Annotated in this window: 12 protein-coding genes and 1 tRNA gene; 4 read left to right on the forward strand and 9 right to left on the reverse strand. The window is 27.8% G+C overall.

Annotation, left to right across the window (positions count from 1 at the left end; translation table 11 throughout):
• Positions 1-65 precede the first annotated feature (65 nt).
• Both HW276_RS07115 and purD read right to left on the reverse strand, forming a co-directional pair.
• Complete coding sequence (locus HW276_RS07115; protein WP_178937950.1) at positions 66-1,175, reverse strand: hypothetical protein; 1,110 nt, start codon at positions 1,173-1,175, stop codon at positions 66-68.
• 420 nt (positions 1,176-1,595) lie between these two features.
• Positions 1,596-2,858, reverse strand: a complete 1,263-nt coding sequence (gene purD / locus HW276_RS07120; protein WP_178937951.1) for a phosphoribosylamine--glycine ligase — start codon at positions 2,856-2,858, stop codon at positions 1,596-1,598.
• Between the two features lie 210 nt (positions 2,859-3,068).
• Between purD and sfsA the strand changes: the two genes are divergently transcribed.
• Positions 3,069-3,806: a DNA/RNA nuclease SfsA gene (sfsA, locus tag HW276_RS07125; RefSeq protein WP_178937952.1), complete on the forward strand. Its 738-nt coding sequence runs from the start codon at positions 3,069-3,071 to the stop codon at positions 3,804-3,806.
• Between the two features lie 107 nt (positions 3,807-3,913).
• Here the strand turns inward: sfsA and HW276_RS07130 are convergent, their stop codons facing one another.
• From HW276_RS07130 to HW276_RS07150, 5 genes are all read right to left on the reverse strand, one after another.
• Positions 3,914-5,101 carry a YARHG domain-containing protein gene (locus tag HW276_RS07130; RefSeq protein ID WP_178937953.1) on the reverse strand — a complete coding sequence of 396 codons (1,188 nt, stop codon included), beginning with the start codon at positions 5,099-5,101 and terminating at the stop codon, positions 3,914-3,916.
• Positions 5,102-5,248: 147 nt separating this feature from the next.
• Positions 5,249-6,346, reverse strand: coding sequence for an RNA-guided endonuclease TnpB family protein (locus HW276_RS07135; protein WP_178937954.1), 1,098 nt, complete (start codon positions 6,344-6,346; stop codon positions 5,249-5,251).
• A gap of 290 nt (positions 6,347-6,636) precedes the next feature.
• Positions 6,637-6,945, reverse strand: coding sequence for a DUF898 family protein (locus HW276_RS07140; protein WP_370464632.1), 309 nt, complete (start codon positions 6,943-6,945; stop codon positions 6,637-6,639).
• Positions 6,946-6,994: 49 nt separating this feature from the next.
• On the reverse strand, positions 6,995-7,468 hold the full coding sequence (locus HW276_RS07145; protein WP_147003876.1) for a hypothetical protein: 474 nt from the start codon (positions 7,466-7,468) through the stop codon (positions 6,995-6,997).
• Between the two features lie 151 nt (positions 7,469-7,619).
• Positions 7,620-7,696: transfer RNA gene (locus HW276_RS07150), tRNA-Lys, on the reverse strand.
• A gap of 243 nt (positions 7,697-7,939) precedes the next feature.
• Between HW276_RS07150 and HW276_RS07155 the strand changes: the two genes are divergently transcribed.
• Positions 7,940-8,497: a hypothetical protein gene (locus HW276_RS07155; RefSeq protein WP_178937955.1), complete on the forward strand. Its 558-nt coding sequence runs from the start codon at positions 7,940-7,942 to the stop codon at positions 8,495-8,497.
• 247 nt (positions 8,498-8,744) lie between these two features.
• On the opposite strand, the gene purH is transcribed toward HW276_RS07155, so the two are convergent.
• Positions 8,745-10,268: a bifunctional phosphoribosylaminoimidazolecarboxamide formyltransferase/IMP cyclohydrolase gene (gene purH, locus HW276_RS07160; protein WP_178937956.1), complete on the reverse strand. Its 1,524-nt coding sequence runs from the start codon at positions 10,266-10,268 to the stop codon at positions 8,745-8,747.
• A 327-nt stretch (positions 10,269-10,595) separates the two neighbouring features.
• Between purH and HW276_RS07165 the strand changes: the two genes are divergently transcribed.
• Positions 10,596-11,273, forward strand: coding sequence for a hypothetical protein (locus tag HW276_RS07165; RefSeq protein WP_178937957.1), 678 nt, complete (start codon positions 10,596-10,598; stop codon positions 11,271-11,273).
• A 107-nt stretch (positions 11,274-11,380) separates the two neighbouring features.
• On the opposite strand, the gene HW276_RS07170 is transcribed toward HW276_RS07165, so the two are convergent.
• A complete protein-coding gene (locus tag HW276_RS07170; protein ID WP_178937958.1) occupies positions 11,381-12,610 on the reverse strand; it encodes a replication-associated recombination protein A in 1,230 nt (409 codons plus the stop codon).
• 205 nt (positions 12,611-12,815) lie between these two features.
• Here HW276_RS07170 and HW276_RS07175 point away from each other — a divergent pair, with 205 nt between their 5' ends.
• On the forward strand, positions 12,816-14,525 hold the full coding sequence (locus HW276_RS07175) for an AAA family ATPase (protein WP_178937959.1): 1,710 nt from the start codon (positions 12,816-12,818) through the stop codon (positions 14,523-14,525).
• Positions 14,526-14,614 lie beyond the last annotated feature (89 nt).

Raw genomic sequence — 14,614 nt, forward strand, 5'->3', positions numbered from 1 at the left:
TTCAGTATTTTTATTTGTAAAAGCCTACAAATTTCAATTAATGTGAACTTTTTCAATTAATTTTTTCATTTTTTTGTATCTTTACCATTATTTTCTATTTTATTTTTATTTTTTAAATTTTTATTTTTTAAATCCTCATCATTAAGCTCAATAACTTCTACACTTTTAGTTCCATCCTTAGTTTCAAACCTTGTCATTCCCTCTTTTCTCATTCTTCTCTCAAATTCCCTTTTTGCACCAATTGTATCAATTTGAAACACACTTGCAGGATTTTCACTCAATCTTCTTTCCAAATCATCCGTTCTATTTTTTAATTCAGCTTTTTTCCTTTCATTCTCAAGTTCCCGAATACTTTTCATATTTACATCATAATCAAGATTCTTAAGATTACTTTTATTATCCACAATTTTTTCAAACTCATCCAATTCATCATTTTCAAGCGAAATTTTATTATTATTCGGATAACGTGAAAGAACTCTTGTAACTCCATTATAATATCTTATAATCATATAGCGATAATTTTTATCAAAGAATACAATTTCATTCCTATTATTTTTAAAATATTTCTTTTCAATATCCAAATATACATTCCCTTTTTTTTCTTCGATCCACCCTCTCTGCATTTCTTCATTCCATTTATCAGTCTGCGGATCAAAATAGCTTTTAATTATACGATATCCATTTTCCTCCTGCAAAAAATCATATCTTACATTTTTCAATTTTTTCTCTAAATTATCATCTGTTTTTATTAAATACCACGTTCCATAACTCTTTGCTGTTTGAAATTTTATAATTGGATTAACTTTATCATCTATTTTTTTTATAAATCGTTCAATTCTATTAGTTTTTTTCAACTTTTTCTGCTGTTTTTCCTCTTCCTCATCCTGAATCCGATCCAAATAAATCAAATCCCCATCTTCATCATCTGTTTTTTTCAAATCTTCATTTTCATTTTCAAAATCAGTATTACTATCTTTATTAATAATAATATCAATCTTTATCGCCTCATCTTCAACTCTATTTCCACTAATTTTCTTTTCGCCACTTTTATTTTCACTAACAGCTTTTCTGCTCCCGCCAGCAAACATTGACAATGAAAATATCCAGAAACAGACTGCGATGTAAAATTTTACTTTCCTATATTGATTAAATTTCTGCTTATCCAAAGTATTCACCTTTTTTTCATTTTTTTATTATAATAAAACTTCTTTATACTAAATCCTTTTTGAGATAAATATTTTTACATTTAGAAAATCAATTCCCTTACTAAAATTCAAATAGAAAAAGAATAAATTTCAAATCCTAAGGCTACAATATTTTCTCCAAATTTTAGTTTTATTATTCCAGTTTTTTCAATTATATCACACATTTTTCAAATTTCAAATTAAATATTTTATATTATATTTTCCAATTTACAAGACTTAATCTCAAATACTGGCTTTTATTATATTTATTTATTTGGTAACAATGGAATTTTCCACTAAATCTAATTTAAAAAATAAAAATTATATTTTATATTAGTCCGCTGTTTAATAATTGTTTATATAACAAAAAAACTGTCCTAAAATTAAAACAGTTTTTTCTTCCCGATTATTTTACTTAATTCTACCTATATCTTTTCTAAAGTACATTCCATCAAATTTAATTTTATTCAATAATTTATAAGCATTTTCCTTAGCTTCGTCCAATGTCTTTCCAAATGCAACAGCATTTAATACTCTTCCACCATTAGTTTTGAATTTTCCATCTTCAAATTTTGCTCCTGCGATAAATACTAATTCATCATCTGCAGCATTTTCAATTCCAGTTATAACATCACCTTTTTTGTAACTTTCTGGGTATCCTCCTGCAGCTCCTACAACACAACAAGAATGAAGTGGTTTCCAAGTAACATTTAATTCCGATAATTTTTTGTCAAATGAATATTCTACCAATTCTAACAAATCATTTTCCAACAATGGTAGAACTGCTTGAGTTTCAGGATCTCCCAATCTCATATTGTATTCAAGCAAGTAAACACCTTTTGCCGTAATCATTAGTCCAAAGAAAATTACACCTTCAAAATCCATTCCTTCAGCTTGCATTCCCTTTAAAGTTGGATTCATAATGTCATTTTTAAAACTTTCAAAAACTTCATCTGTCACATAAGGATTAGGACTTATAACTCCCATTCCACCTGTATTTAATCCAGTTTCATTCTCCCCAATTTTTTTGTGATCTTTTGCTGATAACAACGGTACAATAACTTTGCTATCTGTAAATGAAAGTATTGAAGCTTCTACTCCATCCAAAAATTCTTCAATTACAACTTGATTTCCAGCATCTCCAAATTTTTCATCAATCATTATATCGTCAACCGCTTTTATCGCCTCATCAAGATTTTGAGCAATAATTACACCTTTCCCAGCCGCAAGACCACTAGCTTTTACAACTACAGGAAAATCTTTCCAATTATTCAAAAATTCTTTTGCTTTTTCAGCATTATCAAAAATTTCATAAACAGCAGTTTTTATCCCATATTTTTTCATAAAATCTTTAGAATAAGCCTTGCTTCCTTCAAGAATTGCCGCTTGTTTATTAGGCCCAAAAATTTTCAATCCATTTTTATGAAATTCATCAACAATACCAGCTACTAATAATTCTTCACTTCCAACAAATGTCAAATCAATATTATTTTCCTTAGCAAATTTAACATACTCGTCTATATTATTCGATAAATTCACATTTTCAGCTTTTGGCAACAACTCAGCTCCTGCATTTCCTGGTGCTATAAATATTTTCTCTACCTTTTCATTTTGAGATATTTTCCAAGCAATTGCATGTTCTCTTCCACCTGCTCCTACGATTAATACTTTCATTTCCTTGTTTCCTCCTTGAATATTTATATTTCTGATTTACTTTATATCTTTCTTATAAATATATTTTATCATATTTTCTTGCAATATTAAATCTAAAAAATAAATTTTTCCTATTTTTAAATCAATATTTACAATTTTATAAAATTTTCTTGCTCCCTAACTTCAAATATGTTATCCTAAAATCAAAAATACTAAAAAAAGGAAAAATATATGAAAAAAAACAAAATTCTTTATACGATAAACTATGACAAAATTGTAAATTTTAAGGAAAGAGTAACTCGTTTTACTGTTAGATTTGAATTTAAAGATTCTGAAAATGAAGAATATTCAGGAGAAGACTTTGCTCATTTGCACGATACTGGAAGATTGACAGAATTATTGATTGATGGTGCAGAATTGTTGATAAAAAAGGCAAATAATGAAAATCGTAAAACTAAATGGGATATTATCGCAGTAAAAGTTCATGGGGAAATTATTCTTATAAATACGGCTTTTCATCGATATATTACAGAAGCCATATTTTACGATAATGAAATTTCTCCATTTGGAGAACCTTCGTATATAAAACCTGAAATTAAGCATAATAATAGTAAACTAGATTTCTATTTAGAAACTGAAAAAGAAAAAATTTTTATTGAAGTAAAAGGTTGTACTTTAGTAAACGAAAAAATTGCTCAATTTCCTGGCTCTCCTTCAATTCGTGCCTTAAAACATTTGAGAGAACTTATGGAACTTAAAAAAGAAGGTTTTCGGACAGCAGTTTTTATTTTGATATTTAGAAAATCTGAAATTTTCGCACCCGAACATATTATTGACAGAGAATTTTCTGAAACTTTTTATGAAGCGATAGAAAATGGCGTTGAAATTTATCCGATGCTTTTGGAATATAGGGAAGATGGGAATGTTTATTTTGTTAAGAAAATTGGAATAATGGAGAAGAGATTTTAGTAATTTTCTAGAATCTCTTCAAATTTTTATTTCAACTTTCATCTATCACCAAATGTTAAAATAAAAAAGGCTACAATAAAATCCCGTAACCTTTTTCTATCTTCAAATTATCTACTTCCATTCTTCCTATTATTTATAACTTTATCCACATCTTTAACATACTCATAATCAGCTTCTCCCAATTTCACATCTTTTCCAGTTGGCACATACCACAAAAATTTTGAAAAATAGTCTTTCAATTTTTTGTCCGAAAAATCATAACCTGCCATCGCATAAGGATAATTTCTCATTATTTTCAATTCCTCATCTGAAATATCTTTTATTTCATCTTTATCTAAATATTTTATCGCATAGGCATCGTCTGTCAAATCATCTTTAAATTTAAAACCTTTTTCTGTTTTATCAGGAAATATATAATTAACTCTCAAACCTTTTATTTCTGTCAATTCAAATTCTTCTTTAGGCTTGAAATTATTTGTTTTAAAATATAAATAACCTTTTTTTAATTTTGCATAAAGAACTTTGTATGGCTCATTTGTTTCATAGTTTTCTTTGTAAGCATAATCAACATTTCCTTCTCCAGCCAATTGCCATTTTATCTCTTTTCCATCTTTTGTCTTTACCACAGGCATCGCAATAAGAGCATCTCCTGGCTCAACAATCACTTCAAAATCATCCACCTTCTGATTTTTCCATTTTGAAATAGTCGACCAAACATAGTTGAAATCAACGGTTCCAACACCACTACTTCCATCATAATGATAACTGTGCTCAACTACATTTTCTCCCTTTTTAAAATTAGCCTTAAAATAGTAAACATAACTCTTTTTGTAATATTCATATTCTTTTAGTATCTTTTCTTCATCATATTCCTTAAAATATTTTTTAACTTCTTCCAGTTGTTTTACATCTTTCGGTGCAAAATCAGTCAATCTATACGCTTTTGTACTCACACTTTGTCCATTGACAGAAGTCTTAAAATCCTTGAAATGATCTCTTTCATCCCATGCTTCATTCCCACCTTCAGGCGTAATAAATCCAATGTATCTCTCCCCAGCTTCAGGACTATCAAACACAAATCTAACAGTTACCACCATTTCATTGTCTATCGTCCCATACTCCGACCTAAATTTTTCCAATTTAAAACGAAGCCTCTCACTCTTTATCGAAACATTCGACACATTCATCGGTACGATATGCCCACCTTCCGACCCAAATTCCCAGTCATTCGCCAATAAGTTCGCACCAAAAATCATAACTAGAGCAAATAATAGCAGTATTCTGATTTTTTTCATGACTACCAACTCTCTTTCTTTTATTTTTATATTTCAGTGAACTACTCCCGCTTTTAGAAGCGGGAGCTTCTTGGGAAGTATCTGCTTTTGCTAGCCAAATATATTTACCAAGCTCTTTGGGTAGTTCCTACCCTGTCTTTTTATTTCCTAATATTTCAAAATCTCTTTTCCAATGTTTTTTATATTCAGTGCCGCATTATAATCCCTATCAATCTCAATTCCACAGCACTCACATTTATAACTTCTTTCTGATAATTTCAGTTCATCTTTAACATTTCCACATCTACTACAAGTTTTCGATGACGGAAACCACTTATCTATCTTCAAAAATTGTTTCCCTAAAAACATCAGTTTATACTCAAGCATCCTCAAAAACATTCCCCATCCATTATCTCCTACACTTTTTCCAAAATTTAATGCCTGGCTCATCCCTCTTATATTCAAATCCTCAACAACCACAGCATTATATGTTTCAGACAATTTTTTCGATAATTTATGCAAAAAATCTCTTCGACAATTCTTGATATACTCATGCAATTTTGATATTTTCATTTTTTGCTTATACCAATTTTTAGAAAACTTCACTTTTCTCGATAATGATTTCTGTAATTTTTTCAATTCTTCTTCCAACATCCTAAAATATCTTGGATAATCAGCTCTTTGGTTTTCAGAACTGACAAATAATTCAGACATTGAAAAATCAAGTCCTATTACTTTATCATTACTAGTTACCTTTTGGATTTCTTTTTCAAATTCTGTCAAGATGGAAACATAGTAATTTCCATTACTGTTTGTCAATGTTACCGACTTTATTCTATAATTCTTTGGTATTTCTCTATGATATTTTAATTTTATTCTTTTCAATTTTGGCAAAACTAAATATTTATTTTCCTCAATTCGTATTGAATTATTCACACAATTTGTCGTGTAACTTTTAACACTTTTCTTTTTAGATTTGAACTTTGGAAACTTCGCTCTCTTTTGAAAGAAATTCGTAAACGATCGTTTTACATTCAATTGAGCATTTGAAAGTGCTAGACTGTCTACTTCTTTTAGAAATTGATTTTCACTTTTCAAACTAGCAGGTGTAATTATTTTATTTTTTCCAGTTTCTTCATAAAATTTATTTGCAGTGTACAAAATTGTATTGTAAACAAAACGAACACATCCAAAAGTCTTGTTTATCAACAATTCTTGCTCTTTATTTGGATAAATTCTGTATTTGAATGCTAAATTATATTTCACAAAATTACACCTCCTTTTAATTTTGAATATTATTTTTAATGACTTCTCTTCAATATTTTATACAAAAATTGTATCATAAGTGTATCCTTTTTTCAAATTTTTAAAAAAAAGCAATTCATCTCCCACTTATAGAAAGCCTACGACTTCTTGCTATCTTTTTGTTAAAATAATTAATCCTAACATTCTAAAAAATTTTTTCATAAACACCATTCTCCTTCATCAAAAATCATTTAACAAATACAAATTTAATAAATACAAAAAGACTGAAATAATCAGCCTTCTATCAAAAATTAATTTAAAAATGTTGTATTTTTAACTCTCCACTGTTCCAATTTAATATGAACCCAAAAACTGTATATTCCCAATGTCACCACTATTAATAATAGCCATTTTATCCAATTTCCAAATAGTCCTACTGCAGTTCCATTAAATTGCAGCCTTCTTCCTTCTATAACAGTGTGATTTATTTTCCAACCATAAATCATGCACAAAGCCCAAGGATAACAAATTCCAAATGTACACGAAGTTAAAAGACTTCCTAAAATGATCCAGCCAATATAACTTAACAGTCCCCCATCAAAATAACTTCTATTTTCCACAATCTCTCCTTATAATAGATCTGTTCAACAACTTAATTTTTTTACAAAATTATCTATTTTCTCTCAGATAACTGATAAGTTCTTGTTTATTATATTCATCTTTTTCTTTCAATATCTTTAATGAAATCGAAAAAAGTTTAAATGCTTCAGCAATCCATTTTGTTTTATCAGAAATATAAATCATCGCTTTTTCAAACATATTTTCTGCAGTTTCTATCAATTCTAGTTGTTCTTCATTTACCATATTTAAAATATTTCCATTATTATCCATAAATTCATATTTTTTCTTAAAATCATATTTGATTATTTCATTTCCATTCATCATCGCAATGATATTGCCTTCGATTACAACTTCGTTTTCCTCTTGAAATAAACTTAAAAAATCACTTTCTTGCACATCTAATAATTTCTCTAGTCTTGGAAGATTTTCCACTGTCGAATTTTTATCAAAAAAGATTTCATCAACAAATCCTTCTTTCCAAATCTTTAATTTTACTTCAGTTTCATCATTTTTTAAAATCATATTAATCCTTCTTTTCTACCTGTAAAAATTTTAATTTGAGAATATTCTAAATTTAATCTCATCAATGTAATTTATATCACATTATTAATATATTGTCAATTATAATAAAAAAAAAGAGTTTAAAAACTCTTGTAAAACATAACTTTTATAATGGTGGGACCGGTGGGGATCGAACCCACAACCTACCGATTAAGAGTCGGTTGCTCTGACCAGTTGAGCTACGGTCCCGGATTGTTTATAACTTTTTTAACAACACAATTATAATATCATAATATCATATATTTGTCAAGACTTTAATTTTATAAATTTTAAAAAGGTGTATTGAGTGATTGCATAATCAAGATGATAAAATATTGGGATATACGAATTTATAAAAATATGCTATAATAAAAGTATAATACCTATTAAATGAGGTTTTATAAAATTATGGAGATGATAGACAAGTCATAAAAAGAAAGAAGGTTTAAAATTATGAAAAAATTTATTTTAATGTTAGTGTTTGTTTTGGGAACATTTACTTTTTCTGAAATTACAACTAGTGAAGTAGAAAGTTTTTTCACCCCAAAAGCACAAATTTATGTTTCAAATCAAAAAGATTGGTTTTCAGGTATGGATCCAGCATCAGATAATGATGAAATAATATGGGAAAAACTTAATTATTTTATTAATGTAGTTTCAATTGGAAACAAATATAGAGTTTCATACACACCATTTGACAATGTAAAATCTTATAATAAAGAAAAATATCCAATATTAAATTATAAAATTAAAAAAAAATATTATGTAAATAGCAAAAAAAATCAAAATACACCAGTTACGGATTCGTATGAAATTAGGGTTGAATTTGGAGTAATTAATACTGGAACAGAAATAAAAAAAGGTAATAAATACGAAAGAACTGACTTCCAAATGCTTTCAGAAAATGAATTAAATGCTTTATTAAAATCTAAAAATGCAAAAAGGCTTAATTCTGAAACAGAAAAAAATACAAAAATATATTTAGATTGGTTACAACACAATGCTAATTAATGAATTGCAGAGTAGAATTTTTTTCTACTCTTAATTTTTTTATTGCAATTTCAAATCCACTTATACTTAATACTATTCTCCGTTTAAAAAGTAAATATTTATTTTAATTATTTAAAATTTAATCTAATAAAAAGATTTATAATGCATTCGTTATTCAAATAGAGTTTAATATAAAAATGCCACACCTAAATTTTAATCTCTAAAACTATTAGTGTAGCACATTCAATCTTATTTTTCTGTTAAAAAATTAATGTTTAAAATGTCTAATTCCAGTAAATACCATTGTAATACCATGTTCGTTACAAGCATCGATAGATTCTTGATCTCTCATTGATCCACCAGGTTGTACAATCGCTTTAATTCCTGTTTTTGCAGCTGTATCTACGCAATCTCTGAATGGGAAGAAAGCATCTGAAGCTAATACTGCTCCTGTCAAGTCTTTTCCAACTTTTTCCTGAGCATGTTGCAATGCGTGTTCTGTTGACCAAATTCTGTTAGTTTGACCAGTTCCTACACCAATTGCCATTCCATCTTTAACAACTACAATTGCATTTGATTTTACATATTTTACAACTTTCATTCCTAATTCCATATCAGCTTTTTCTTTTTCAGTAGGTTGTTTTTCAGTAACAACATTCATTTCATCAATCATTTTATTATTTGTTCCTTGAACCAAAATTCCACCATCAACTTTTACATAATCGAATTTATCTTGAGGTTTTGGAGTTTTACATTCGATAACTCTCAAGTTTTTCTTAGTTTTCAAGATTTCCAACGCTTCATCTGTAAATGAAGGTGCAATTACAATTTCCAAGAAGATTTTTTTCAATTCTTCAGCAGTTTCTTTGTTAACTTCTCTGTTAAGTGCCACAATTCCACCAAAAATTGATACTGGATCACAATCGTGAGCTTTTTTGTACGCTATGAAAATATCATCTGCAACAGCCACACCACAAGGAGTTGAGTGTTTTATCGCACAAGCTGCTGGACCATCAAATTCTCCAACCACTTTCCAAGCAATATCCATATCTCTAATATTGTTAAATGACAATTCTTTTCCATTCAATTGCTTAATATCTTTCATGCTTCCATTTTCAGTAGTTGAAACATAATAAGCTGAAGATTGATGAGGATTTTCCCCGTATCTCAAGTCAAATTTTTTCTCATAAGAAACATTCAAATATTTAGGATAATCTTCTTCTAACAAGAACGCAGAAATTGCCGCATCATAAGCTGATGTCAAGTTAAATACTTTCCCAGCCAATCTTTTCTTAGTTTCATAAGAAACTTGTCCATCTTTTTCCATTTCTTCCATAACTACTGAATAGTCTTCAGTTTCGCAAATAACTGTAACATCTTTAAAAGATTTTGCAGCTGAACGAAGCATTGTAGGTCCACCTATATCAATAAATTCGATTTTTTCATCAAAAGTTTTGTCAGTTTGAACTTCTCTAAAGAACGGATAAAGATTAACAACAACATAATCAATTGTTTCAATTCCTTCTTTTGCAATCGTATCCATGTGCTCTTTATTATCTCTAATCGCCAAAATTCCACCATGAATATTTGGATGCAAAGTTTTTACTCTCCCATCCAGCATTTCTTTAAAATTTGTAACTTCTGAAACATCAATCACAGAAAGACCATTTTCCTTCAAATATCTGTAAGTCCCTCCTGTCGAAATAATTTCCACACCTTTTTTATCCAAAAACTGTGCAAATTCTAAAATTCCTGTCTTATCAAAAACGCTTATTAATGCTCTTTTTTTCATTAGGTATCATTCTCCTCCAGTTAAATTTTCATTACTATATTTTACCACAATGCCTAGTTTTTATCAAGGCTTGTAATTTGCTTAATCTAAGTATTGCTAACAAATAATTTATTTTGATCTATTCCAACTTTTTATTTGTTATTTAGCAATCTCTTTAAATTTAATTATAAATTAATTTTCAAACGTGTTGAAAAAAATAAAAAGCAAGGTATAATTAAACCGAAAAGTTAATTTAATATTTTTAAGTGTTTTTTTATGAAATTCATTAATTCTTTTTAAATTTACTTTGATAAAAAATATATATTTTAAAAGATTGGAGTAAAAATAATGAAAACTGAAGATGTTGAAAATAAAAATTTAGTAAAAATTCTAATTGGAATAATAATTGCTCTTGTTCTGGTTATAGGATTTATCATCATAGGTGGTGGTATTTATCAATTTATAAGTATGAAAAATAAGATAAGCGAGATGGAAAAAGTCCAAAAGGAGCAGGAAAAACGACAGTTGGAAAATCAAATGATGGCTTCAGTACAAACTCAAACTAAAGAAAATAATAAATCGAGTGAAACCAAAACCAATGAAGCTAAAACTGAAACTAAAGAAGTTGATCCGTATGAAAGAAGATTTACGGCTTCTGATATGAATGACACACTTGTAGAAATTAAAGGTGTAGAAGATGGGAATAAAGTTTTAGTCCGTGTTTTGGAAGGAAATAATAAAGGTAAAAGAGGATATATTAATTTAAAAGGTTTCAAAAATATAACTAATTCTGCCTTAAGATCATTAATTGGCAGCACTTGGGCGGCAACTGGCGTTAATAATGGAGTTGAAATGGAATATGGTTTAATTCTTCATCATCCTGGTTCAGACATTTATAGTTACAATTTGAATAAAGAATTAATAGATTATAAATTAGCTGGCCATGATTCAGCAGTAAAATACGACTGCGGACGTGATACTGCAAGAAATTTTATACAAAGTTATGATCCTTCAGCTTGTTATTAAATATAAAAAAAATACTCTTGCAATAAACTATATCATTGTTTGAGTATTTTTTATATTAAGTACTTTTTAAATATTTTGTTATAATAAATAAAATTTAATAGACAAATTTACTTTTCACTCTTTTTTATTTTCTTAAAATACTCCTTAGCCGCTCTCTCAAACTTATTCTCTCCAAACTTATAAAACTTGATTTTTTCATTCATGTAAACCTGATTAACATAATGATTTTCATAGTTATGAGGATATTTATAATCTTTTTTCCCAACTTTTGTAAGATGAGTTGGCACATCTTGAATTTTTTCATTCTCAATATGGCTAAGTGCTGAATTTATCGCATTATAAGCTGAATTACTCTTTGGAGAAATTGCCAAATAAATTGCAACTTCCGAAAGAATTATTCTTGCTTCTGGCATTCCAATCTCCTTTACCGCATTAAGTCCAGACACCGCAATTGGTAACGCCTGTGGATTTGCAAGTCCAATATCTTCAGAAGCCAAAATTACAAGTCTTCTAGCGATATACAAAATATCTTCACCACCAGAAAGCATTTTTGCCATCCAATAAACCGCCGCATCAGGGTCACTCCCACGAATACTTTTTATCATCGCAGAAACCGTATTATACTTGTCTTCCGTCTTGTGATAAGACTTTTTCGTATTCAACACTTCCTTCACTTCATCAAGAGTAAAATCCACCCCAACATTCGCAATCAATTCCAAAATATTTATAGCCTGTCTCGCATCTCCTTCAATAATTTCTGAAATATATTTTAAAATCTCATCTGAAATTCCAATTTTCTCTTTTTCATTAATATTTTTTAAAATTTTAAGCAAATCTTTTTCACTCAATTTTTTAAATTCAAATGCCATACATCGTGACAACAACGCATTATTCAAATTATAATAAGGATTTTCAGTCGTAGCACCAATTAAAATAATATTCCCATTTTCCAAATCCTGCAAAAGCGAATCCTGCTGCAACTTATTAAATCTATGAATCTCATCCAAAAACAAAAGTGTCTGCTGTCCATTCGTATGAAATCTGTTGTGTGCCTTATCAGAAATGTCCTTTATATCAGTCACAGACGCCTTTATCGCATTCAAATATTCATAATGATAATTCATTTTTTCAGCAACAATTTCCGCAAGAGTCGTCTTCCCCGTCCCAGGTGCTCCCCAAAAAATCGCATTCATGAAATTTCCACGCTCAATAATCTTCCTCAAAATTCCATTTTTCCCAACCAATTTTTCCTGACCATAAAAATCATCCAAACTTTTCGGACGATATCTAAATGCAAGTGGCTTCTTATTTTCATATACTTCATCAAATAAATTCATTTCTTTACTCCCTTTTATTTTTCATATTACAATAATTAAATAAAACACTTTTATTCTAAAATTATTGTATTTTACTATACAATCTATTTTACAAATTCAAAACTATTTTGTAATAATCAAATAATTTACTTTTTCTACAATTCATATTATAATATATTCACTTAGTTAAAACAATAAAATTATTTATAAATAAAAAGGAGGGCGAATGAAGACGGGAAATCGCAAAAGAAAGAAATTACCAATTGGAATATCTGATTTTAAAGAGATTATCGAAAATAACTACTACTATTTTGATAAAACAAAATTTATAGAAAATATTTTAGAAGATGGCTCTAAAGTTAAATTATTTACTCGTCCGAGAAGATTTGGAAAAACTTTAAATATTTCGATGTTAAAGTACTTTTTTGACATTAAAAATAAAGACGAAAACAAAAAATTATTCGAAAATTTAGAAATTTCTAAAAGTGAATATTTTGAAAAGCAAGGAAATTTCTTTGTCATCTCTATTTCTTTCAAAAATTATGATGCAGAAAGCTGGGAAAGTGGATTTAATACGATTAAAAATGAAATAAAATTGCTGTATAACGAATTTTATTTGATAAGAGATAATTTAAATCAAAGTGACTTGGCAGATTTTGATGCTATTTGGCTGAAAAAAAATAATGCTGACTGGATTAATTCTTTATTTAATTTGACTAGATATTTGTATGAAATCTCTGGAAAAAAAGTTGTTGTTTTGATAGATGAATACGACCAGCCAATAATTGATTCCTATATAAAAGGAAATTATGAGAAATGTATTGCGTTTTTTAAAGCATTTTATGGAAAAGTTTTGAAAGATAATAATTATTTGGAAATGGGAATTTTAACTGGAATATTACGAGTTGCAAAGGAAAATGTCTTTTCGGGATTGAATAATTTGGAAGTTCACACAATTTTAGATGATGAATTTACAGAATACTTTGGAATTATGGAAAATGAAGTTGAAAAATCTCTTGAAGATTTTGACTTAAAATATGAATTAAATGATGTCCAGAAGTGGTACAATGGATATTTATTTGGCGAAAAAAAAGTTTATAATCCTTGGTCGATTATTAATTTTTTAAAAAATGAAAAATTGAAGCCTTATTGGGTAAATACAAGTGAGAATGGATTTATAAAACTATATTTACAAAAAATGAAAAAAGAAATTTTTGATGATTTTTCAAAACTTTTGAATAAAGAAGAAATTTTTGAAATAATTAACGATAGCATGACTTTTGGAAATTTAGAAGCTAATTTTGAGAAAAATATTTGGAATCTCTTTTTCCATAGCGGTTATTTAACATTATCTAGAAAATATAATGAAAATAGTGAAGAAACATATTTAAAAATTCCAAATGAAGAAATTTTAAAAATGTTCTCAAATATGTTTATTGAAGTATATTTTGGAAATTCTAATAATTTTTCAAAATTAACCAATGCATTAAAAAATGGAAATATCGAAAATTTTAAAATTGAATTGAATAAAATTTTGTTAGAAAATACAAGTATTTTTGATGTATCTGGAATCTATAAAGAGCAATTTTATCATGGATTAATACTCGGATTAATTTTAAAATTAAAAAATGAATATGAACTTTCATCAAATAATTTCGCTGGAAAAGGTCGATATGATTTACTTTTGAAACCTAAAAATATTTTTGAAAGAAAAGAAGGAATTATCATTGAATTAAAAGCAATAAATATAGATAATTTGAAATTAGATTTGGAAAAGATTCACGAAAAATTGTTAAATGAATGTGAGGTTGCACTAAATCAAATTGAAGAAAAAGAGTATACTTCAATTTTGAAAAATGCTGGAATTGACAATATTTTAAAAATTGGAATTGCGTTTTTTGGAAAAGAGTTTGAAGTAAAATTTAAGAGAGAATAATTCATGAAAAATTTTTTGTAATTTGAAGTTAATTTTTTTAATTAATTATATGTTTGAACTTGTTTAAAACCAAACTACTAAAATTGTAT

The organism is Leptotrichia sp. oral taxon 417 (genome assembly GCF_013394865.1).
GTDB classification, from domain to species: Bacteria; Fusobacteriota; Fusobacteriia; order Fusobacteriales; family Leptotrichiaceae; genus Leptotrichia; species Leptotrichia wadei_A.